Annotated in this window: 23 protein-coding genes and 1 pseudogene; 7 read left to right on the forward strand and 17 right to left on the reverse strand. The window is 69.6% G+C overall.

The genetic code is table 11. From position 1 onward, the window contains the following. The first annotated feature begins 186 nt into the window (after positions 1-186). From ACFWBD_RS17930 to ACFWBD_RS17940, 3 genes are all read left to right on the forward strand, one after another. A complete protein-coding gene (locus tag ACFWBD_RS17930; protein WP_385667702.1) occupies positions 187-2424 on the forward strand; it encodes an MMPL family transporter in 2238 nt (745 codons plus the stop codon). A 136-nt stretch (positions 2425-2560) separates the two neighbouring features. Further along, on the forward strand, positions 2561-4231 hold the full coding sequence (locus tag ACFWBD_RS17935; protein WP_385667537.1) for an NAD(P)/FAD-dependent oxidoreductase: 1671 nt from the start codon (positions 2561-2563) through the stop codon (positions 4229-4231). Positions 4232-4260: 29 nt separating this feature from the next. Beyond that, positions 4261-4707, forward strand: a complete 447-nt coding sequence (locus tag ACFWBD_RS17940) for an ester cyclase (RefSeq protein WP_385667538.1) — start codon at positions 4261-4263, stop codon at positions 4705-4707. On the opposite strand, the gene ACFWBD_RS17945 is transcribed toward ACFWBD_RS17940, so the two are convergent. The 3 genes from ACFWBD_RS17945 to ACFWBD_RS17955 form a co-directional block, all read right to left on the reverse strand. After that, entirely contained in the window at positions 4685-5326 is a 642-nt protein-coding gene (locus tag ACFWBD_RS17945) for a response regulator transcription factor (RefSeq protein ID WP_385667539.1), read from the reverse strand. The two genes, ACFWBD_RS17940 and ACFWBD_RS17945, sit on opposite strands and share 23 nt — an antisense overlap. A 195-nt stretch (positions 5327-5521) precedes the next feature. Further along, on the reverse strand, positions 5522-6592 hold the full coding sequence (locus ACFWBD_RS17950) for a methyltransferase (protein ID WP_385667540.1): 1071 nt from the start codon (positions 6590-6592) through the stop codon (positions 5522-5524). Between the two features lie 11 nt (positions 6593-6603). After that, positions 6604-7869 carry an acyltransferase family protein gene (locus ACFWBD_RS17955; RefSeq protein ID WP_385667541.1) on the reverse strand — a complete coding sequence of 422 codons (1266 nt, stop codon included), beginning with the start codon at positions 7867-7869 and terminating at the stop codon, positions 6604-6606. Positions 7870-8103: 234 nt separating this feature from the next. On the opposite strand from ACFWBD_RS17955, the gene ACFWBD_RS17960 reads away from it, so the two are divergent. Next, positions 8104-8898: an SDR family NAD(P)-dependent oxidoreductase gene (locus ACFWBD_RS17960; protein WP_385667542.1), complete on the forward strand. Its 795-nt coding sequence runs from the start codon at positions 8104-8106 to the stop codon at positions 8896-8898. A 2-nt stretch (positions 8899-8900) separates the two neighbouring features. After that, entirely contained in the window at positions 8901-9350 is a 450-nt protein-coding gene (locus ACFWBD_RS17965; RefSeq protein ID WP_385667543.1) for a nitroreductase family deazaflavin-dependent oxidoreductase, read from the forward strand. A 102-nt stretch (positions 9351-9452) separates the two neighbouring features. Here ACFWBD_RS17965 and ACFWBD_RS17970 read toward each other — a convergent pair whose 3' ends face one another. From ACFWBD_RS17970 to ACFWBD_RS18035, 14 genes and pseudogenes are all read right to left on the reverse strand, one after another. Next, entirely contained in the window at positions 9453-11159 is a 1707-nt protein-coding gene (locus ACFWBD_RS17970) for an NAD(P)/FAD-dependent oxidoreductase (protein ID WP_385667544.1), read from the reverse strand. Positions 11160-11337: 178 nt separating this feature from the next. Next, positions 11338-11883 carry a cupin domain-containing protein gene (locus ACFWBD_RS17975; protein ID WP_385667545.1) on the reverse strand — a complete coding sequence of 182 codons (546 nt, stop codon included), beginning with the start codon at positions 11881-11883 and terminating at the stop codon, positions 11338-11340. Positions 11884-12036: 153 nt separating this feature from the next. Then, a complete protein-coding gene (locus ACFWBD_RS17980) occupies positions 12037-12870 on the reverse strand; it encodes an SDR family NAD(P)-dependent oxidoreductase (protein WP_385667546.1) in 834 nt (277 codons plus the stop codon). 88 nt (positions 12871-12958) lie between these two features. Further along, positions 12959-13423 (reverse strand): anthrone oxygenase family protein, encoded by a 465-nt coding sequence (locus tag ACFWBD_RS17985; protein ID WP_385667547.1) that lies wholly within the window; start codon positions 13421-13423, stop codon positions 12959-12961. A 9-nt stretch (positions 13424-13432) separates the two neighbouring features. Next, positions 13433-14668, reverse strand: a complete 1236-nt coding sequence (locus tag ACFWBD_RS17990) for an FAD-dependent monooxygenase (protein ID WP_385667548.1) — start codon at positions 14666-14668, stop codon at positions 13433-13435. 14 nt (positions 14669-14682) lie between these two features. Further along, positions 14683-15003, reverse strand: a complete 321-nt coding sequence (locus ACFWBD_RS17995; protein ID WP_385667549.1) for an antibiotic biosynthesis monooxygenase family protein — start codon at positions 15001-15003, stop codon at positions 14683-14685. After that, the gene (locus ACFWBD_RS18000; protein WP_385667550.1) at positions 15000-15323 is read right to left on the reverse strand and encodes an antibiotic biosynthesis monooxygenase family protein; all 324 of its coding nucleotides are present in this window, start codon (positions 15321-15323) and stop codon (positions 15000-15002) included. The genes ACFWBD_RS17995 and ACFWBD_RS18000 overlap by 4 nt, the downstream gene beginning before the upstream one ends. Positions 15324-15343: 20 nt before the next feature. Then, positions 15344-16090, reverse strand: a complete 747-nt coding sequence (locus ACFWBD_RS18005) for an SDR family oxidoreductase (protein ID WP_385667551.1) — start codon at positions 16088-16090, stop codon at positions 15344-15346. Beyond that, entirely contained in the window at positions 16087-16581 is a 495-nt protein-coding gene (locus ACFWBD_RS18010) for an SRPBCC family protein (RefSeq protein WP_385667704.1), read from the reverse strand. Before ACFWBD_RS18010 ends, ACFWBD_RS18005 begins: the two co-directional genes overlap by 4 nt. A gap of 9 nt (positions 16582-16590) precedes the next feature. Continuing rightward, positions 16591-16803, reverse strand: a pseudogene (locus ACFWBD_RS18015) (acyl carrier protein); the annotation flags it as partial. Positions 16804-16853: 50 nt separating this feature from the next. Then, positions 16854-18104 carry a ketosynthase chain-length factor gene (locus ACFWBD_RS18020; protein WP_385667552.1) on the reverse strand — a complete coding sequence of 417 codons (1251 nt, stop codon included), beginning with the start codon at positions 18102-18104 and terminating at the stop codon, positions 16854-16856. Next, positions 18097-19374 (reverse strand): beta-ketoacyl-[acyl-carrier-protein] synthase family protein, encoded by a 1278-nt coding sequence (locus ACFWBD_RS18025; RefSeq protein ID WP_385667553.1) that lies wholly within the window; start codon positions 19372-19374, stop codon positions 18097-18099. The genes ACFWBD_RS18020 and ACFWBD_RS18025 overlap by 8 nt, the downstream gene beginning before the upstream one ends. Then, a complete protein-coding gene (locus ACFWBD_RS18030) occupies positions 19371-19775 on the reverse strand; it encodes a cupin domain-containing protein (RefSeq protein ID WP_385667554.1) in 405 nt (134 codons plus the stop codon). Before ACFWBD_RS18030 ends, ACFWBD_RS18025 begins: the two co-directional genes overlap by 4 nt. A 90-nt stretch (positions 19776-19865) precedes the next feature. After that, positions 19866-20192: a TcmI family type II polyketide cyclase gene (locus tag ACFWBD_RS18035; RefSeq protein ID WP_385667555.1), complete on the reverse strand. Its 327-nt coding sequence runs from the start codon at positions 20190-20192 to the stop codon at positions 19866-19868. A gap of 436 nt (positions 20193-20628) precedes the next feature. Here ACFWBD_RS18035 and ACFWBD_RS18040 point away from each other — a divergent pair, with 436 nt between their 5' ends. After that, positions 20629-21159, forward strand: coding sequence for a flavin reductase family protein (locus tag ACFWBD_RS18040; RefSeq protein WP_385667556.1), 531 nt, complete (start codon positions 20629-20631; stop codon positions 21157-21159). After that, on the forward strand, positions 21156-21995 hold the full coding sequence (locus ACFWBD_RS18045) for a BTAD domain-containing putative transcriptional regulator (RefSeq protein WP_385667557.1): 840 nt from the start codon (positions 21156-21158) through the stop codon (positions 21993-21995). Before ACFWBD_RS18040 ends, ACFWBD_RS18045 begins: the two co-directional genes overlap by 4 nt. Positions 21996-22096 lie beyond the last annotated feature (101 nt).

Consider the following 22096-nt stretch of genomic DNA (forward strand, 5'->3'; position numbering starts at 1 on the left):
CTCCTTCTACGGGTGTCACCCCCGCCGGGGGCTCGCGGCGTTCCCGCAGTTTGTTCCGCGCCAACTTCCCTTTACGGAAGCCGGTTTGGTGTTGCGGTCGCCGTGGCGGGAGGCTACGTTGGCGTTCAATATGTAGCGTGGCTACATAGTAGCGTGTCTACAGGAGGAGGAGTTGACGTGGAGCGCATGACGCGATGGGTGCTCGCCCATCGGCTGCCCGTGGTCCTGGTCTGGGTGGTGCTCACCTTGGCCGGGGGTGCCATGTCCGGCAGCACGATCGACAAGCTCTCCTTCGAGTCACGGCTCCCGGACAAGTCCTCCCAGGCGGCGAACGACTCGCTGGCCCAGCGGTTCTCGCAGACCGGCGGCAAGAACGCCCCCCTGCTGCTCGTGGTGACCGTGCCCGAGGGCACGACCCTCGACAGCGACGACGTACGCAAGCAGTGGGGCGACCTGATCACCAAGATCACCCCGCAGGGCGGCCGCAGCGTCTCGTACGCGACCAACGGCGGCGACTCGCTGGTCTCCGAGGACAAGCGCACCACCGTCGCACTGGTCTACCCGCCGGCCAATCGCTCCAACGTGCCCTACGAGCAGTCGCTCCCGGGGATCAAGACGGCCGTCGAGCAGGCGAAGATCGCCGGATCCCAGGTCGAGTTGACCGGTCAGCCCGTTCTGTCGGGCCGGGACAGCGGGGCCCAGCGCAGCCCGATCTACGAGACGCTGATCGGAGCCCTCGGCGCGCTGGTCGTCCTGACTCTCGTCTTCGCCAGCGGCCTCGCCATCGTGCCCCTGCTGATGGCCCTGGTCGCCATCCCCACCACGTTCCTGCTGGTACGCGGAGTCACCGCGGTCACCGACGTCTCCTTCATCGTCCAGTACCTGGTGGCGCTCATCGGTCTGGGCATCGCGATCGACTACGCGCTGCTCGTCGTCACCCGCTGGCGGGAGGAGCGTCAGAAGCCCGGAGCCGACGGACCCGACCCCGAGGCGCGCAGGCAGGCTGTCGTACGGGCCGTCGCCAGTGCGGGCCATGCCGTCGCGCTCAGCGGCGCCACGGTGGCCATCTCCCTCGCCGCGCTCGTGGTCCTGCCCGTCCCGTTCCTGCGCAGCGTCGGATACGCGGGTCTGCTGATCCCGATCGTCAGCGTCGCCGTCGCCCTGACCCTGCTGCCCGTCATGCTGTACGCCTGGGGCGACAAGCTCGACCGGCCGCGCCGTGCCCATCGCCCGGACAGCAAGCTGTGGGGCCGGATCGCCGGGCTCACCACGCGTCGTCCCGCGCTGTGCGCCGTCGTCAGCGGCGCGGTGCTGCTGGCCCTGGCCGCGCCTGTGCTGGCCCTGCGCCTCGGGCAGCCGGCCACCGTGACGCTCGCTCAGGGCGGCCGTCCCGCGGCCGCGTTCCAGCACATCGTCGACGCGGGCTTCGGCGAGGGCATCGCCCGTCCGCTGGAGGTGCTGGTGCAGGCGGACGGCGGTGACGCCATGAACAGCAGGCTCGCCGGCCTCGAAGGCGTCGCGGGCTCCGTCGCCCCGGCCGAGTGGGCGCGCGGCGGACAGCGCATCGTCGATGTGTGGACCGAGGCCGACCCGTCCAGCAGCGACGGCCGGTCCACGGTGACCGGCATCATGGACGTCGCGAAGGAGACCCCCGGCGCGCTCGCCGGCGGCGGGCCGGCGCAGGACGTCGACTTCATCGACGCCGTCTACGGCTCCCTCGGGCTGATCCTGATCGTCGTGGCCCTGCTCACCTTCATCGTGCTCGCCCGTACCCTGCGCTCGGTGGTCCTGCCCATCAAGGCCCTGATCCTCAACGCGCTGTCCACCTGCGCGGCCTACGGCGTGGTCGTCCTCATCTGGCAGAAGGGCTACGGCAGCGAGGCGCTGTTCGGGACCCCGGCGATCGGGGCGGTGACCATCTGGATTCCCATGGCGGTCTTCGCGTTCCTGTTCGGACTCTCCATGGACTACGAGGTGTTCATCCTCCACCGCATCCGCGAGACGCACCTGGAGCTGACCGCGAAGGGGGAGCGGGACACCGTGATCCCCTCCGTCGTGACCGGCATCAGCCGCACCGGCAGGCTCGTCACCTCCGCGGCGCTCATCCTCTTCCTGGCCTTCACGGCACTGGCCAGCATCCCGATCACCGACGTGAAGGTGTTCGCCACCGCGCTGGCGGCCGGCATCATCATCGACGCCACCGTCGTCCGGGGCTTGCTGACCCCGGCCCTGGTCACCCTCCTCGGGCGGTCCAACTGGTGGTTCCCACGCTCCTTGGGCCGGTTGCTTGTCACCACCCCCGGACAGGCATCCGGCCCGAGGTCCAACCCGGACGGCGACGATCCGGCAGGTTCCGGTGAACAGCCCGCAAAGCGGGCCGCCGAGGGCCCCGCCACCACGGAAGCCCCGCAGCGCAGCGCCTGATCGTGCAGGTCACCGCGCCGTGACGCGGTGACTTGCACGTGCTTTCTCACGCCTTCATCGGCGTGCGCAAGGGTGGTCACGCGGACGCCGATCGCTATGCGGCGTGCGAGACCGGACGACTGCGAAGGGAACGACAGTGTCCACACAGACGCCTAGCCACGACGTGGTGATCCTGGGTTCGGGAATCGCCGGATCCACCCTCGGCGCGGTACTGGCCCGCAGCGGAGCCAAAGTACTGATCGCCGACGCCGGTACCCATCCCCGCTTCGCGGTGGGGGAGTCGATGATCCCCCAGCTCGTCTCCTGGCTCCAGGTGCTCGCCGAGCGCTACGACGTGCCGGAGTTCGAGGCCCTGACCGACGTGACGGCCATCAACACGAAGGTGAGCAACACCTTCGGCCGCAAGCAGCACTTCGGATTCATGCTGCACCGCCCGGGGCAGGAACCCGACCCGACGCAGGCGCACCAGTTCGTCATCCCTGACGCCCTGACGTCCGCGAGCCACCTCTTCCGGCAGGACAGCGACGCCTATCTGTTGCGCGTCGCGATCGGATACGGCTGCGACACCCGTCAGCAGTGGCGGGCCGAGAAGATCGACTTCGACGACGACGGCGTGACCGTGATCGGGACCGACGGGCACGAGGTCAGGGCCCGTTACCTGGTGGACGCGAGCGGCTTCCGTTCGCCGCTGGCGGACCACCTCGGCCTGCGCGAGGAGCCCGCCCGGTTCAGGCACCACTCCAGGTCCCTGTTCACGCACATGATCGGCGTGCGGCCCTTCGACGACGTGCTGGAGGTACCCGAGGCGAACCGGCCGCCGGTGCCGTGGCACAACGGCACCATGCACCACATCTTCGAGCGGGGCTGGTTCTGGATCATCCCGTTCGACAACCACGAACTCTCCCGCAACCCGCTGTGCAGTGTGGGTGTCACGCTCGACCCGCGGCTGTACCCCAAGCCGGAAGGAATCGGCGCGGAGGAGGAGTTCACCCGGCTGCTGAGTCTGTTCCCCGCGGTGGAGCGGCAGTTCGAGGGGGCCAGGAAAGTCAGGGAATGGGTGTCCACGGGGCGGCTCCAGTACTCGTCCCACAAGACAGTGGGCCGGCGCTGGTGCCTGATGTCACACGCCGCGGGCTTCCTCGACCCGCTGTATTCGCGTGGCATGTCCAACACCTTCGAGATCATCCACGCCCTGGCTCCGCGCCTTCTGGGGGCGTTGGCGGACGACGACTTCGAAGAGGAGCGCTTCCGCCACGTCGAGGAGCTCGAACAGGGCCTGCTCGACTACAACGACACCCTCGTCAACTGCTCGTTCATCGCCTTTTCGCACTTCCGTCTCTGGGATGCCGTATTCCGTGTCTGGGGCAGTGGCAACACCCCCGGTACTCTCCGGATCAACAACGCCCTGCGCAACTTCCGTACGCACCGCGACACGAGCGTCTTCGACGCCCTGGAGAGGGCACCCCACACCGGCCTGTGGTGGCCCGACAACGACGCTTTCAAGGCCCTGCTCGAGGGAACGGCCGAGGCCTGCGCGAAGTACGAGGCGAAGTTGATCGACGGTGACCGGGCAGCGGACATCATTCTCGGACTCATCGAGGAATCCGAGGCGGTGCACCCGGGGTTCGGCTGGAAGGATGTGAACCAGCGCTTCATCCACCCGGGCGGAGACCAGATCGCGGATTTCCTGCAATGGGCCGCGCGCTCACCGATTCCGGCACTGAGCACCATCGGCCGCGAGAGCCTCGACGCGCTGCGCGCGGCAGGTGCCGCACCGGCGTCCCCCGCTGTGGGGACGGACCGGTGAACGGCGGGTCCGCACACGGGGAATCGAGCGTGCAGGAGGCCAACAAGGCCCTCGCCCGCCGCTGGTTCGACGAGGGCTGGAGCCGGGGCGAGCTGGACCTGGCCGATGTGCTCTTCGCCCCCGAATTCCTGTTGGGAGGGGAAAGGGTCGGCCCCGAGGGTCCCAAGCGGAGCGTACGGTCGAGGCGTGCCGCGTTCGCCGGACTCACCGTCGACGTCGGTCTTCAGGTGGCCGAAGGGCCCTGGGTCGCGAGCTGGTACACGACCCGGGGTACGCATGTGGGGGAGTTCGCCGGCGTGGCACCCACTGGACGGGCGATCTCCTCCGAAGGCATCCAACTGTGGCGGGTGGAGAACGGACTTGTCGTCGAGGACCGGAATGTGTTCGACGTGCGACGGGTCCTCGCTCAGCTGCTCGCACCGGAGGGAAGGGATTCCGGGCCGGCCCGATTCGCTACAGGTGGCTCGCGTGGATGATGTTGTTCTCGTAAGCGAAAATAACGGCATGCACGCGATTGCGAAGACCGAGTTTTTCCATTACCTTCTGGATGTGGGATTTCACTGTGCTTTGACTCAATGACAACTCCGCCGATATTTCGGCATTGCTGTATCCGCGCGTCATGAGCCGGAACACCTCGACTTCCCGGTCCGTAAGCTGTTCGAGCGGGGACCCGCCCGAATCCTCCCGGGCCCGGGGAATGAGCAGGGACCGGCCGGTGGCCATGATGCGGACCGCGGCGGCGAGCTCCTCGGAGCTGCTGCCGCTGGACAGCAGGCCCTTCACACCGCACCGCAGCACTCGGTCCATCGCGGCGTCCACATCGTCGACCAGGACCAGCGTGTTGGGCGCCGAGAGTGGCGACCGGGCCCTGGACAGCGCGTTCACGCTGTCGAGGGCCTGTGTGGCGTCTTTGTGCGAGTTGACGACGACGACGTCGGGCCGCAGCTCCTGGTACCGGGCGACCGCGGTGTCGTCGTCCATGGCGACGCCGACGACCCTCAGATCGGGACAGCTGTCGAGAATCGTGCGCAGCCCCGTCAGCGAGATGGGATGCGAATCGATGAGCAGGATGCTGATATGTGCCGAGACCGACATCTATACTCCCCGAGGTGCATGGCCTTTTCAGTCATCGGCCAGAATAGCGCAGCCGCTGTTGCCCAGATACGAAGATTGCACCTGCCCCGCACCGGCCCCGAAAAGCCGGGAACGATGCTCGGACCACTGAGATTGCGGGTGCGATGAACACCCGCTCCTGGGTCATGACCGGGTAGCGGGTGTTCATCGCTTGCGTCAATTCTTGCGGCCGATCACCGCTGTTGTCAGGGCGGGCAGCCTCACGACCCGCTCGACCGTGAAGCCCGCGTCCGTCATCCACGCGCCGCACTCGGCCGGCGAGTAGCCGCCGGCCTGCGCGGACTGGAGCATCATGATGAGGCTGAGCATCAGGCTGTCCGCGTGCTGCCGCTCGTCGTCGAGCATCGTGTCGTACACGACCAGCGACCCGCCGTCGTGGACGGCGTCGTGCGCCTTGCGCAGCAGCTCGGCACGCTGCTCCATGGGCCAGTCGTGCAGCACACTGCCGAGGATCAGGACATCCGCGCGCGGCAGTTCGGCCGTGAGGAAGTCGGCGCCCACGAAACGCAGTTGCTTCTCCACGCCGCGCTCGGCCACGAGCCGGTCGAAGTGCTCCGCCATCGACGGGCGGTCCAGCACGGTGCCGGTCAGCCCGGGATGAGCCGCGGCGAGATGCGCCGCCAGGTTGCCGCGGCCTCCGCCCACATCGCTGAACGTCGCATGGCACGACCAGTCGAAGACCTGCGCCAGCTCCTCGGCCACGGCCCCGCTGAAGCTGTCCATGGCGGACAGGAACTGCGCCAGCCGGGACGGATCGTGGAAGATCTTCGTGAACGGAACCTCGCCCCCGGCGCCCTGGTTCCGGGCGGTGCCGTGGCGCAGCAGCCCGGTGAGGGAATTCTGGTCGCTGCCCATCAGCTCGGTGGTCATCTGGAGGAAGCCGCCCACGAACCCCTCGCGGTCCGGCAGCAGATGACGGAGTGTGCCGGGGCTGTTGCGAAAGCGGCCGTCCTCCCGCAGCAGGAGGCCGATGGAGGCCAGCGCGTCGAGGAAGTCCCGGGCGCCGCGCGGGTGCAGGCCGGTGCGGCCGGCCAGCTCCTCGGCGCCGAGCGATCCGTCGCCCAGCGCCGAGAAGACTCCCAGGTCCATCGCCGCCGTCAGGAGCCGGCTCCGGAAGAACGACCACCCGACGAACATCACGTCGAAGGGGTCCTGCAGTGGCCGCTCCCTGGCCGCACGGGGCTGCCCGGAGGCGGCCCCGTTCGTGACGGGTCCTGGCATCGTCATGCCTGTCAACCTCATTCCATCGATGCGGAGCTGCTTTCGGAGCGATGCCTCTCAGTGGAGGTCGCCTGAATTCCGGGCGTCGCGGCGTGGGTGGCGCGCCGGCCGATCCGGGCCCGCAGCCACCGCTCCGAGGGCCGTTCGAAGAACTGGTACAGAAGGGCGCAGGCGACGATGGTGACCGCGAGTGCGAGGGCCGCCCATCCCGCATTGGACCAGCTGGCCTCAGCCGGACGCATATAGAATTCGATAATGCTCTTCCTGTCGAAAACAGCGGACGAGATCTCGAAGAGCACGGTGAAATGCAGAAGGTAGAAGGCGTACGACCATTCACCGAGCGCCACCATCGGCTTCGTCTTCAGCCACGACGCGCCGCCGGCGAGGTCCCGCTGGGCCACGGCGACGACCAGGAGGGCGTACAGCGGGGCGGAGACCTGGCTGAGCGCGTCGTAGGCGACGTACTGGCGCCAGGTCTCCGCACGCAGCAGCCACAGGACGAAGAACCCGGCGGCGAGCAGCGCGGTGGCCGACTTGACGCCGAGCGGGGAGCGCCAGCCCTTGCGGACCGCGGCCGCCGCGACCATCCCGAGGAGGAATTCCCAGACCCGGGCGATGGGCGAGTAGGTGCCGAAGATCAGGCCGTCCACACCGGTGAACGCAGGTCGCGGCGAGGGCGGGTAGGCGTCCCAGAGCCACAGCTTGATGCCCCAGCCCACCAGCACCAGGGCGACAGCCGCACCGCCGAGCCAGCGCAGCGATCGGCGCACCGTGTACTTCGCCACGAACGGGAAGATCGCGTAGAAGAACGCCTCGCAGGCGAGCGACCAGGTGACGGGGTTCGTGCTGCCCAGGATGTAACTGGGCACCCATGCCTGGTACAGCAGGACGGCGGAGAGAGCCATCAGCAACAGGGTGTCGGACTGGCCCGGCATGGCGTCGGGCAGCTGAAGGAACAGCGGGATCAGCACGCCGATCGCGAGCATCGGCCAGATGCGGGCGAACCGGCGGCCGTAGAACGGCCCGGTTCTGTCGCCGGCCATGTACGTCCAGGTGAGGACGAAGCCCGAGAGTACGAAGAAGAACGTCACGCCGGAGGAGCCCAGCACGAACACCGTCTTCGTGCCCGGCAGCGGCAGCAGGGTGCTGACGTGCGAGAAGAAGACGGCGAGGGCCGCGATCCAGCGCAGGCCGGTGAGGGAGTGCAGCCGGGAGGCCGGGCCGCCGTCGGGTGTGCGGAGTGGCGCGGACGAGGATTCCCGCTTTTGTGCGGAGGAACTCATGAGAGCAACCAGCCATTTCAACGGGGACGGGGCGGAGTACAGGTGGCGGACCAGTGAAGTCCAGCCAATCGTGCAGCCGTATTTCACCATCGATCGATGAACCCTCGCTTAAGCCAAAATAAACCGACCCGCAGGGCCTTCGGTGCTATCCATTCGCTGGCTCATTCTCGGCCGTTGGGGCTAATCTGTTCGGAACGTATGCAGTTGAATTGTCGAAGAGATTCGAGGAATGTCATGCGGCGATTTCCGTACGGCTCGGCCATGGTGACGGGTGCGTCGAGTGGGATCGGTGAGGCATTCGCCCGGCTGCTCGCCCAGGAGGGTGTGGACCTCGTCCTCGTGGCGAGGCGGGGCGAACTGCTCAAACAGCTCGCGAGCGAGCTCGAGTCCGGGCACGGGGTGAACGTGGAGGTCCTCCAGCTCGACCTCACCGACGAGAGCCAGGTCCTGGTCGCGGAGAAGCGGCTCACCGACCCCGAGCGGCCCGTGGAACTCCTGGTGAACAACGCCGGGTCGAGCGGTTCCGGGTACTTCGCGGAACTGCCCGCGGAGCGCGAGCTGCACACCGCGGTGCTCAACGCGCTAGTGCCCCTGAGGCTGTCCCACGCCTGCCTGCCCGGCATGATCGCCCGTGGCGCGGGCGGCATCGTGAACGTCTCCTCGCTCGTCGCCGTCCTGCCCAAGCCGCGCTCCGCGACCTACGCCGCCTCCAAGGCCTTCCTGTCCTCGCTGGGCGAGAGCCTGGCCATGGAGGTGGCCCGGCACGGCGTCCATGTCACCACCGTGCACACGGGGCTGACCCGCTCCGGGTTCCACGCGGCGGCCGGGGTGTCGGCCGAAGCCCTGCCTCGCATAAAGTGGTTGACGAGCAATCAGGTCGCCCGTGCGGGCATGGACGCGGTGGCGGCCGGGCGTTCGTCCACGGTGCCGGGCCTCGCCTACCGCATCAGGATGCCCCTCATGCGAGCGATGCCGCGATCGGTGGTCAGGGCCATCACACGACGCGTCCACGAGAAGGGACAGTCATAGTCATGACCACGCGAGCCTCCGTCTCGCCCCGGCACAGGGCACGCAACAACATCGTCATCGTCCTTCAGCGCCTGGGGCTGCCCTTCGGCCCCATGCACCTGCTCACGGTCCCCGGCCGCAAGAGCGGTCTCGCCCGCACCACTCCGGTCGCCCCGGTGGTCGTCGACGGCACCCGCTACATCCTCCAGGCGTACCCGCAGTCCGACTGGGTCAAGAACGCCAGGGCCGCGGGACACGGTGTGCTTGCCCGTGGCCGGCGGGCGCAACCAGTGGAGCTCGTCGAGCTCCCCGAGCAGGAACGGGGCCGTGTTCTGCGGGAGTTCCCCGTTCAGAACCCCAGGGGCGTCGGCGCCTTCGTACGCAACGGGCTGGTCGAATCGGGCTCCCCGGAACACTTCGAGGCGGCCGCGGCGCGCTGCCCGGTCTTCCGGGTCGTACCCCTGCCGCGCTGAACCAGGAACCCGCGGCGCACCCACCGGCCCGCGACACAACGCGAGCGGGCGGCTCCCACCCATCGTGGGAGCCGCCCGCTCCGGTCGTCCCGTGACCCTTCGTCAGTGCGGCAGGCCCATCTCGTCGTCGCGATCCGCCTGCAGTGGCACGCCGTGCACGTCGACACCGGTGGTGAGGTAGCGCAGCTCGGCCGGGCCGTCGTGGCGCAGCCAGTTCGCCATCCGCCGCAGGTCGTCCGGCATGGGGTAGACGAACCGGCACTCGGGGTCGCGCAGTCCGAGATGGTCCAGCACCACGGGGGAGTTCACCACCGTCTTCAGCAGCTCCGCGCCCGCGTCCGAGGCGGTCCGCTCCCCGCGGTCGACGGCCTCGCACACCCGCACCATCTCGTCGAACAGCGCCTTGTAGCCCGCAGACCCGGGTACGGGAAGCCCCGGATAGTCCGCCTCCTCCCACGCGCGGAGCACTCCGTCGTCGCCGGAGTCCGTGAAGCGCTCGGTGAACCGGTCGAAGCGCAGGTTGATCGGCACTTCGGCCGCGCACCAGACGCGGTAGACGGCGTTCCACAGGGAGTGGTCCTGGAAGGAGATGAACGAGCAGTTGACGAGCTCGTCGTTGTAACGGATCAGCCCCTGCTGAAGTTCATCGACGTACCGGAAGCGCTCCTCGTCGAAGTCGTCCTCGGCGAGCGCGTCGAACAGCCGCCACGCCAGCGAGTTGACCACTTCACCGGTGTTGGTGAGGCCGCGCGAGTACAGCGGGTCGATGAAGCCGGCCGCGTGCGACATCAAGCACCAGCGGTGACCCACGGTCTTGGTGGACGTGTACTGGATCCGGTCGGCCGACACCCACGGCCGTACGGTCTTGGCGTCCGCGAACAGCCGCTCCACCGCCGGGAAGCGCGCCGCGAAGCTCCGGAACTCCTCCTCCGGGGTCAGGTCGTGGTTCCTGGGGTAGAGGCGCTCGTCGAAGGTGAGCCCGACACTGACCAGGGGGTTCTTCGATCCCGACGCGTTGTTGAACGGGATGGACCAGAACCACCCGCGGTCGAAGAGGTGGTGCATGGTCCCCTCCACCCAGGGGATCGGCGGCGCGTCCTCGGGCCCCACACGCAGGCACTCGTCGGTCGGCCGCACCCCCAGCATGTGGGTGAACATGGAACGGGAGTGGTGCTTGAGCGACTCCGGCGGCCTGCGCAGCGCGAGCTGCTTCGCGAGCGGGGACCGGAAGCCGCTGGCGTCCACGAGGTAGCGCCCCTCGTACCGCTCGCCGTTCTTGCCGACCACGGCGACGTGGTCCTCGGCCAGCTCCAGGTCCTCGACGTGGAACGCCTGCCGGACGTCGCAGCCGTAGCCGATGGCCGTGTGGAAGAGGTACGCGTCGGTGTCCTGGCGGAACAGGTGGCCGGTCTGAAGCGCCTTGGACGGCGGGCTGAACTGGAGGAACTCGGCAGGGTCGGGCTCCTTGCCCTCCTCGTGCCGGATGAAGCCGAAGTGCCGCTTGGTGCCGGACGTCGGGGCGATCTCGTCATGGATGCCGTCGTAGGAGGTCAGCGACTCGAGCTCGGGAATGCCGTAGCGCCGGGCGAGCAGCCGGAACACCTTCAGGGTGTAGAGCGTCGTCGACTCGCCGACGGCGAAGCGCGGGTGCGTTCCGCCGTCGAGAAGCAGCACCGAGACGCCCTGCTTGGCGAGGATGGCGCCCAGAGTCGACCCGGCGATGCCGGAACCCAGAATGATCACATCGTGGCGGCGGGGCGGCGTGGCGGCCCGCAGGCCGACGGGGTTGCCGGAGAGGTGTCCGGGCATGGTGTCCTCCTGGTCGGACGGGAGCGAGTGGAGCGGCGCCTGAGTGCGCCGAAGCGGAACGGGACGGCCGGGGCACCGCGGACCACCGCGCTGCCCCGGCCGGGGACCTGCGAGCCACGCGGCGCAGGAAGGGGCCGGTGGCGGAAGGTGAACGGGCCGCCGGCCCCGGGGCGGGGTGTCAGCCCCGCGCTCCGTGCGCGGCGGCCGGACCACCGGCGCCGCCGTGGATTGCGGCCGGCGGGCCGCCCAGGTCACCGCGGGCTCCCGGCGGCGGCTGGAATCCGCGCATCTGGTTCTCGTTGGCGAGCTGCTGCATCTTGCCCCAGTCAGGGGCGCCGCCCCCCGAGACGAGCTTCGACAGACCGATGAAGAAGTTCTCGACGCCACCGGGGGTCGCGATCACCAGCAACTGGCCGGGCTCGTCACCGATGTTGAGGAAGCGGTGCGGCACTCCGCGCGGCCCGTAGATCACGGTGCCGGCGGTGATGGTCTCGGTGACCCCGCCGACCTCGAACTCGTAGGTGCCCTTGTTGACGAAGAACGCCTCGTCGGCAGCCTCGTGGACGTGCAGCGGGGGGCCGCTGCCCGGCCGGGTGGTGATCTGGTAGAAGCTGTACAGGCCGCCGGTGTCCTCCTTACGCAGCAGGAACCGGCCTTCCTCACCAAACCAGCAGACGGGCTCGACATCGTCCCGGCTGACAACTTTTCGTTCGGGATTCGACAAGGTCTATTCCTTTCGCTCGGGGCGTCCGGTGACGGACGGCAGCCGTTGGACAGGCAATCAGCGGCTGCAAAAGGGCTGATAAAGAAGGGGAAAAGAGCCCGCCGGCGGGGCCGGTCGAGCGACCGGCCCCGAAGCGGCCGGACGGCGGGGTGATCAGGCGAGCGCCGTGCCGCCGTCCGCGACCAGGCAGCTGCCCGTGAGGTACGAGGACCGCTGTGAGGCGAGGAACGAGATGACCTCGGCGATGTCCTCCGGGGTTCCGTTGCGCCGCAACGCGGCCCGCTCCGCGGCGGCCCGGCGCTGCTCCTCCGGGATGAAGCGGGCGAGTTCGGTGAGGATGAGATTCGGCTCCACCGCGTTGACCCGCACACCGTGCGGGCCCACCTCCAGCGCCAGGGTGCGCACCGCGGCCTCCACCCCCGCCTTGGCCACGGTCAGCGGCAGGAAACGTGGTGCCGGCCGGCGGGCGAGCGCCGCCCCGACCGCCACCACCGAGCCGCCGCCCCGGGCCACCATGCCGGGAAGCACGGCCTGCGTCGTCAGGAACAACGCCTTGAGCTGCTGGGTGACCACATGCTCCAGGTCCTCCCAGGTCAGGTTGGTCGCGGGGGCGATGCGCGCCTCGTGGGCGCCCAGGCCGGCGGCGTTGAGCACCAGGACGTCGATGGGGCCCAGCTCGGCGCTGGCCGCCTCGACCAGGGCGGTCACCTGGTCGGGGTCGGTGACGTCGCCCTGGACCGCCGTCGCCTCGCCACCGCGCTGCCTGATCGAGTCCACGACCTCCCGGGCCCGGTCCTCGCTCTTGTGGTAGTTGACCGCCACTCGGGCACCTCGGGCCGCCAGGATCCGCGCGGTGGCCGCGCCGATGCCACGACCGGCGCCGGTGACCAGGGCGACCCGGCCCGCGAACTCCGGTGGCTCGGGCGGCTGCCCGGCGGCCTGGGGGGCGGAGCGGCGCGAGTCGCGCTCCTCGTCTGCCGGATTCACTGGACCAACTCCTCGACTCGGGTACGGATCACGTGTGGTGCCGGTACGGAAGCGGCCGCGAACGCGGTCGCCACAGCGACGGGGGCGCTCACGCCCACAGCCGCCAGCAGCCGCCGAGCGCGGCACAGAACGCCAGGCCGGCGAAGGCCGTACGCAGCAGGTTGGCGCGGGCCCACCGGGCGCGCAGGGTGTCCCACCCGCTCGGGATCTCCCCGGCTTCGGCCCATGCGTCGATCCGCCGGTTCATCCGCACGTTGCGCAGCTCCGACACCAGGGCGACGCCCACGACCCCGGCCAGCGCGGTCGCGAAGGCGGCCTTCGCTCCGGCCCCCGGAGCCAGCAACGCGAGCCCCAGGCCGGCGGCCAGTGCCACCTTGTTGACGGTCGGCATCAGCGGGTCGAAGCCGGGGTCCAGCAACCGGTGCACCTCCGACCATGTCTGCCGCGGCAACCGCATCAGCATGGGCACGACGGCTCGTTCCACCGCGACGAGGGCGCCCGCGAGGACCCCGGTGCACAGGACGAACACCACGGCCAGAAGGGTGACCAGCATCGGGCGTGCTCACCCCGCCCCGTGGTCGAGCGCTCCGGCCGTCCGCAGCGGAGCCCGCTCCAGCCGGTCGTCCAGCATCAGGGAGTAGTTCTGGGTCCGGGCGACCGAGTCGAAGAACGTGTACATCGCGAGGTCGCGCAGCCGGCACAGCGCACCACTGTGTGCCAGACCCAGCGTGCCGATGCGCCACGACGTCGTGACCATGTCGGCGGCCCGCGCCCGACGGGCGTCCTCGAACGCACGCAGGGTCTCGGGCACGGCGTCCGGCTCCGAACGCCCCAGCATGTCGGCGAGCACCACGCCGCTCTCGATGGCCTGCCCGGCGCCCTGGCTGAGGTTGAGCGTCATCGGATGGGCGGCGTCGCCGACGAGCACGACCCGGTCCTTGCTCCACCCCCCGCCCGGCGGCCGGTCGTGAATGCTCACCGGGAGGATCGCCTCCTCGTCGGTCGAGGAGATGATCGTGCCGATGGGGTCCGGCCAGTCGCGGTACGCGTCCGCCAGCGCCGCCCCCCGCGTGAAGCGCAGGGTGTCGATCCCGGCGGCCGCACGGTCACTGGTGATGGCGTCCCAGTAGACCTCCTTCTCGTTCAGCCGGCAGTACAGGAAGCGCAGTCCTCCCTTGCCCCACAGATTGAAGAACGTGCCGGTGGGCACCAGCGACTCGCCCGGCAGCCGGGTGATGGCCTGCCAGGCCGTGTAACCGGCGTACCTGGGCGGCGGCTCGAAACCGTTGCGCATCGCGGCGCGCACGGTGGAACGCAGTCCGTCCGCACCGATCAGCACGTCCCCGCGGGCCGTGGACCCGTCGTCGAACCGCGCGGTGACACCGTCGGCATCCTGGGTGTAGCCGGTGAGCCGTCTGCCCAGCCGAATCCGCTGCTCGCCCACCGCCTCGGTGAGCACCGTGTGCAGAGTGGAGCGGCGCAGAGCGCAGGCGGGCGCGCCGGCCCGCTCCGTCGGACCGTCCAGGCGCCACCGGGCCAGGCGCCGTCCGGAGTCGGAGCGGAACTCGTGGAAGCGCATGTGTACGGAGTCGGCCGCGACGGCCTCGTCGAGCCCCAGCCTGCGCAGCGACAGCAAGGCGTTGTGCCAGAGCATGAACCCGCCACCCGTCAGCAGTCGTCCCGGCGTGGGGCGGGCCTCGAAGACCTGCGTCTCGATGCCCTGCCGCAGCAGGCCTGCCGCCGTGGTGAGCCCGCCGATGCCGGCACCGATCACCAGAGCCTTGCGGATGTTCGCCATGGTGGGGAACCCGCTCAGACGTCGGACGGCACGCTGTCGAGCCGCGCCCGCAGATCGAAGATCCGCCGCTCGATCTCGCCGCCGCTCCAGTAGGGGAACATGGGTGCCGCCATCTCGCGGTGGGACGGGGCGTCCTCCCAGGTGCGGAACGCCTCCTCGCTCTCCCACTCGGCGAGCAGGATGTAGCGGCCGGCCTGCTCCGCGTCGCGCAGCAGCTCGTCGCGCAGATGCCCGGGGGTCCCCCTGACAACGGCGGTGACCTGGCGGTAGGCCTCCTCGAAGGCCTCCTGGTCCTTCTCCTCGACACGGGCGGAAACCATGATGCGTACGGTCACGACGGATCACCTTTCAACGGTGGGGTGCCCGGCACGTGCTGAACGACCTCGAGCACGCGCTTCCGGGCGGATTCACGGAACGGCTCCAGCCGGGCGCTGAGCCGCTCCCTCTCGGGGCTGCTCTGGAAGCCCTCCAGAGCGGCCCGGTCGGCCCAGTCGGCCATGATCAGATGCGTACGGGGGTGGCGCGGATCGCGCAGCAGCGACTGGGCGACGGAGCCCGGCAGCCGTGCGGCGGCCTCTGCGGTCTGTAGCCAGGCCGCGCGGAACTCGTCCTCGCAGCCCTCCCGGACCGTCATTTCCAACACGGTGCGCAGCACGGCGCGCGGCCTCCTTCGGGTCAGATGCCGCCGTCGACGTCGAGCGTGGCGCCGGTGACATAGCGGGCGGCGTGCGAGGCGAGGAAGAGCACCACGTCGGCGATCTCCTCCGGCCGGCCGAGCCGGCCCAGCGAGATCATCTGCTCGTAACGGGCCCGTCCCTCGGCGGTGACGGCCTTCATCTGGTCCGTCTCGACCAGGCCCGAGGCGATGCAGTTGACGCGGATTCCCAGCGGCCCCAGCTCCTTGGCCAGGGCCCGGGTCAGACCCATCACACCGGCCTTGGACGCCACGTAGTGGGCGGCGCCCGGCATGCCGTGGTGGGCCACCGCGGAGCTGATGTTGACGATCGAAGCGGACTCGGCGACGTACGGCAGCGCCCCGCGAATCACGTGGTACATGCCGGACAGGTTGGTGTCGAGGATGCGGTGCCATTCCTCGGGAGCCATGTCCTTCAGCGGGAGGTGGCTGATGACGCCGGCGTTGTTCACGATGGCGTCGATGGCCCCGTACCGCTCATGGGCGTCGGCGGACAGCCGGGCGGCCTGGCCGTGGTCGGTGATGTCGCAGCGTCCGAGGAAGCCCCGGGCGCCTTGCTCCTCCAGTTCCGCGCGCAGCGACTCGACCTGCTCGCTCTCGTTGACGTAACAGGCCGTCACGGAGGCACCCTGCGCGGCCAGTGCGAGCACCGTGGACCGGCCGATACCCCGGGCGCCGCCGGTGACCAGGACGTGCTTGCCCTTGAGCCCGAAGTCGATGTGGGTCATCGGGCCACCGCCGCTCCGGCGCCGGCCGCCGCCTCCACCCGCTCCTTGATGAGCGCCATCTGGACCCTGGTGTTCTTGTTGATGCGCTCGGTCATGGCCCGGTCGTCCACCGGGGCGTCCGGCTTCATGTGGAACTCCTGCACCCAGCGCATCTCCACACCGCCGTCGGTCCGCGTGTAGGACCAGTGGATGTTCATGTAGGCGAAGGGGCCGGTTTCGACCCGACGCGCCGTGACGGTCCCGTTCTCACGGTCCGTGACGCGTTCGGAGACCCAGCTCCAGACCTTGCCGTCGGCCTCCGGATGGAGTGCGAGGCGGAACCGCACGGTGTCGCCCTGCTGGTCCAGGATCTCGGCGGACGCGTACTCGCTGAACAGGTTCGGCCAGCCGGCCACGTCGTTGGTCATGTCCCACAGCAGATCGAACGGCGCGTCGACGACGATGCTGTTCTCGGTGCGAGCACCCGTCGGCTTCGAGCGCTGCTCGTTGATCAGCGCGTGGATCTCCGGAAGGCGGGTGAGGCCCTCGGCGTCCAGGCGGATCTCATAGCGGTTCTCCACCTCGGTGAGGACGTTGATCAGACCCAGCGAGTCCACGCCCAGGTCGTCGATGGTCACGGTCGGGTCGTCGGTCTGGAGCGTTTCCACCGGAACTCCGGTGCACCGCTGGACGATGGTGAGGAATTCGTCGTACGCAAGGGGCGCCGTGGTCATGAAGAGCGGTCCTTTCGATATCGCAGGGGCAGGGCCGGACAGGTGCGCCGTCACGGTGCGGCCGCCCGGACGACGAGGGCGGAGTTGAAGCCGCCGTGGCCGCGGGCGAGCACCAGGGCGGTGCGCAGCCGCGCCTGACGGGGCTGGGTCACGAGGTCGATCCGGTGCGCGGGGTCCGCGACGGCGGCCGGGCCGGTGGGCGGGATCACCTGCTCACGCAGGCTGAGCAGCGCGGTGACGACGTCGAGCGGCGCGCCGCCCGCGTACAGCCGTCCGTAGCGCGCTTTGGGCGCCGTCACCGGCACCCCGTGCGGCCCGAACACCTCGGCGAGGCAACGTGCCTCGGCACGGTCCAGCTCGGGTGTGCCGGCCGCGTCGGCGAAGACGACGTCGACCTCCTCCGGCCGGACGCGCGCGTCGGCGAGGGCGAGCAGGACGGCCCGCCGAAGGGACGTGGGGGACTCGGCCGCCGGGATCCCGGGAGCCGGGTCGAAGGTCGCCGCGTAACCGGCGATCTCACCGTACGGAGCCTCGACGCCGCGCTCACGCGCACTGTCCTGGCCCTCCAGTACGAGGATCGCTCCTCCCTCACCGGGTACGTGGCCGCACGCGGCCCTGTCGAACGGCAGGTAGGCGCGCTCCGGGTCCGCGCTGGTGCTCAGCCGCCCGGAGGTGGTCTGGCAGGTCAGCGCGTACGGGCTCAGCGGCGCTTCCGTGCCGCCGGTGAGAACGACCTTGGCGTCGTTGTGCAGCAGCGCGCGGCGGGCCTGCCCGATGGCGTCGAGGCCGCCGGCCTGCTCGGCCACGGTGACACCGCAGAGTCCCTTCATGCCGTGCCGGATGGAGAGCTGGCCGGTCGTGGCGGCGTAGAACCAGGCGATCGACTGGTACGGACCGACATGCCGAGGCCCTTTCGACCACAGGGCCGCGATCTCGCGCTGGCCGAAGGCGTTGCCGCCGGAGGAGGACGCGGTGACGACCCCGAGGTCGTACGGCGAGAAGTCCTCCGGCCGCACTCGGGCATCGGCCAGCGCCTCGTCGGCCGCCAGCAGCGCGAACTGGCTCCAGCGGTCGGTCTGCACCGCCAGCCTGGGGTCCACCCCGGGCAGCGTGCCGTCGTCGAAGACCTCGCCGACCGTCCGCACCGGGAAGCCGTCGGCTTCGAAATGCGTCACGGGTCCGAGGCCGCTTCGTCCTTCCAGCACGGCGTCCCAGAACGCCTTCGTCCCCAGGCCGCTCGGCGCCACCGCCGAGATCCCGGTGACCACCGCACGGGGCGTGGCCGTCGTGGCGTCAGACATGGGCCACCGCCTTGCCGGGCGCGGTCAGCACCATCGCCGTCTGGAAGCCGCCGAAACCGCTGCCCACACTCAGTACGGTGTCGGTCCGCTGCTCGCGGGCCGTCAGCGGAACGTAGTCCAGCCCCAGTTCGGGGTCCGGGTTCCTGAGATTGGCCGTCGGCGGGATCGTGTTCATCTCGATGGCGAGGGCGCAGGCGGCGACCTCCAGAGCGCCGATCGCGCCCAGCGAATGACCCACCATCGACTTGATCGAGCTCACCGGCACGCGGTGGGCGTGCTCGCCGAGCGACACCTTCAACGCGGAGGTCTCGTGCCGGTCGTTCTGCCGGGTGCCGGACCCGTGGGCGTTGACGTAGTCCACGGCGCCGGCCGGCATCCGGGCGCGGTCCAGGGCCACCCGCACCGCCTCGGCCAACTCCTTGCCGTCCGGGCGCAGCCCGGTCATGTGGAACGCGTTGCCGCGCTGCCCGTACCCCGCGATCTCGCAGTAGACGTGGGCCCCGCGGCGACGGGCGGACTCCTCGTCCTCCAGCACCAGTACGGCCGCGCCTTCGCCGAGCACGAAACCGTCCCGGTCCCGGTCGAAGGGACGGGAGGCGTGTGCGGCGTCGTCGTTGTTGGGCGAAGTCGCCTTGATCGCGTCGAAACAGGCAACGGTGATCGGTGAGATCGGCGCATCGGTGGCACCGGCCAGGACCATGTCGGCCGACCCGTCCTCGATGAACTGAGCACCCTGCGCCACGGAGTCGAGACCGGAGGTGCAGCCCGTCGACACCACCCGGACCGGTCCCTGCGCCCCGGCCGTCCACGCCACCTCGGCGGCGAGCGTGCCGGGGACCAGAGCTCCGTACAGATGGGGATACGGGTCCGAGGCGTCCACCACCCAATGGCTGCCGCCGTCGCTGACCCGGACGTACTGCTGTTCCAGCGTGATGGTGCAGCCCACCGCGCTGCCGATCGAGACACCGATGCGGTGGGGCGGCGCCGCGCCGGTCTCGACACCGCTGTCCGCGAGTGCCTCCCGCGCGGCGACCACGGCGAACTGCGCGGCACGGTCCATGCGCAGGACCTCTTCGGGTGACAGTCCACTCGCGGCCGGGTCGAAGTCGCACTCCGCCGCGATTCGGGAGCGGTAGGCCGACGCGTCGAAGTGCGAGATGGCACGCGTGGCCGTACGGCCGTCGGTCAGCAGCTTCCAGAACGCCTTGGCGCCGATGCCACCTGGCGCCACCACTCCGACCCCCGTGACGACGGCCCTGCGGCGACTCACGCCTGCTCCTGGCCCGGAAGGGGCTCGGTGTCGACGTGGCCGAGCTCGGGACGGGGGGCGAGCGGACCCAGCTGGAAGACCATGAAGGCCGGCTCCGTGCCGTGGTTCTCCAGGCGGTGGCGGACATTGATCTTCAGATGCAGCGCCTCACCCGCGGCGAGCGGGACCGGCTGCCCGTCGATCCGCGCCAGGATCTCCCCGCTGACGAGGTACAGGAACTCCTCGGAGTAGGGGTGGTAGTGCTCGGTGACGACCTCGCCGGGCTCGAGGGTGAGCACCCCCATGAAGCCGGCGGTGGCCTTCGCGGTGACGGGGCTGAGCAGTGTGCGCAGATCCCCGCCCCGGCGCCGGTTGGACTCGACGTCCTTCGCCGCGATCTTGGTCATTCGTTCGCTGGTCACGCCAGCCTCCTCTCGTCGTCCCGCACCGGCGGTGCGGTTCGCCCGACCGGCGACGTTCTCGTCGCCGGAGTGTGCGAGCGTGGAGCTGCCTCAGCCATCCGCGCGCCAGGTGTAGAACTCGTGGGCCATGGCGTCCTGGGGACCGCGCCAGGTCTCGGGGTCGTAAGCCGCGATATGCGGGCTCAGCCTCTCGCTGACGTCGACGAAGAGGTCGTGACCCTTCATGTCGGAGATCGGGCCGCGCACGTCCTCGTCGGACGCCATGTAATGCAGATAAAGATCGTGGAAGCGGAAAAGCCTGCGTTCCTTCACACCGATCAGGTTGGGGAGTTCGCCGGCGTCGGATTCGGCGAAGATGCGCTTCACGTCAGCTGCGGCGGTCGGATTCATGCGGGCCACGATAAGAGTGCTGCGCATTCACTTTCCTTCCGTTCCGGGTTCGGTCGCTCGGTGAGCGGCCAAAACAGCATCACCCGATGCGATAAAGCGTCAATGAGGGCGGGGAAAAGTCCGCCGGAGAAAGGTGATCGATCGGCGACCTGTCGTACGGGACCGGGCCGCCGCAGTGGCGCCCGGCCGGCGGCCAGGCGCTCCCGGCTCTCCCAGATTGCCCAGTCAAGGCTGCTGGACCAGCCTGCCCGCCTAGCCTCCACAAGTCCTTGACCAGGCCTTGAGCGGCTCGATGCGGTGCTTTGGTACCGGCACTTCGGACGAAAGTACGCCCCGCCTCGTCCTTTGGGCCGAAGGTGGCCGCAACGTCACCTTGTTAGGGTCGGGTATCCGCACCGCCCCGTTCCCAGTGCCCGTTCATTCACTGGCGAGGGGTGAGCGCGGTCTTTTCTAAGGGGGACGTGTGGAAAAGCTGACTGTTTCCGATACCGGCGGACAGGGAAATTTCGCCGTGGAGGCGCGTACGCTCCGTGAGGTATGCGGTCGATATCCGACCGGCGTTGCGGTGATCACCTGCCTCGGCAGTGAGGACGAGGAGCCGGTGGGTGTCACGGTGAATTCATTCACCTCGGTCTCGCTCGACCCCGCCCTGGTGCTCTTCTGCGTCCACCGGGAATCGAGGGCGCTCGAGGCCGTTCGCGCCAGTGGCGCCTTCGCCGTCAACATCCTGGCTTCGGACCAGGCCGGTCTGTGCCGTGCCTTCGCCCGTCGCGACACAGCCGGCTTCGGCGGCCTGCCCCACGGACCCGGCAGGACCGGCTCCCCGGTCCTCGGTGACGCGCTGGCCTTCCTCGACTGCGAGCTGCACAGCACGTTCCCGGGAGGGGACCACGTCATCATCATCGGCAAGGTCGTCGACCTCGGCCTGCTGCGCGAGGAGCAGCCGCTGACGTTCTTCCGCAGCGCCCACCCTCGGCTGGAGGTCCTGGCATGACCGTCACCGAAACCCAGCCCGCGTACGGTGTGCAGGACATCACCCCGCGCAGGGTCGCTCTGAGGCTCCTCGGTCCGCTGGAGATCGTGGCGGGATCCGTCGAAGTCCCGTTGCCGCAGCGTAAGTTGCGTCAGCTCCTGGCCACTCTCCTGATCCGGCCCAACGCGACCGTGTCCAACGAGGCCCTCATCCGCGAACTCTGGGGCGACCGGCCGCCGGCCACCGCGCTCGCCGCTCTGCGGGTGTACGTCTCGCAGCTGCGCAAGTTCCTGATCCGGTACGACCTCGACGGCCGCTGGTGCACTCTGCGCACCCGTCCGCCGGGCTATCAGCTTCAGGTGAACGACGGCATCCTCGACACCGTGTGCTTCGACCGGCTGTCCGCGCTCGCCACGGAATCGGCGGACGCGGGCAACCATGAACTGGCGTCGAAGCAGTACCGCGAGGCACTGGCGCTGCGTCGCGGCCCGACCCTGGAAGGGCTGCGGGAGAGCTCGGCGCTCTCCGGTACCGCCCTGCAGTACGACGAAGCGTGGATGACCGTGCTCAAGCGGCGCATCGATCTGGACCTGCTGCTCGGCCGTCATCTCGAACTGGTCGGCGAACTCAGCCGGCTGGTGGCCGAGAACCCGCTCAGCGAGGGGTTCTGTGCCCGGCTCATGGTGGTGCTCCACCGCAGCGGTCGCAGCGGCGACGCCCTCGCCTCCTACCGTCGCACCCGCGCGCTGCTCATCGAGGAGCTCGGCATCGAGCCCGGGCTGGAGCTGCGTATGGCCCACCAGACCGTCCTCGCCGATGACGCGGTGTTCCACATTCCGGCGAGGGTCTCGGCCTGAGCGCCGGGCGAGGGCCGGGCATGACGAAATTCCGGCTTTATCCGGGCTTTTGCGTGACCGGCCACGATGGTTCCATGCGGTCTTTCTTGAGTCGTCTGCTG

The organism is Streptomyces sp. NPDC060002 (assembly GCF_042737245.1).
Taxonomy (GTDB): Bacteria; Actinomycetota; Actinomycetes; order Streptomycetales; family Streptomycetaceae; genus Streptomyces.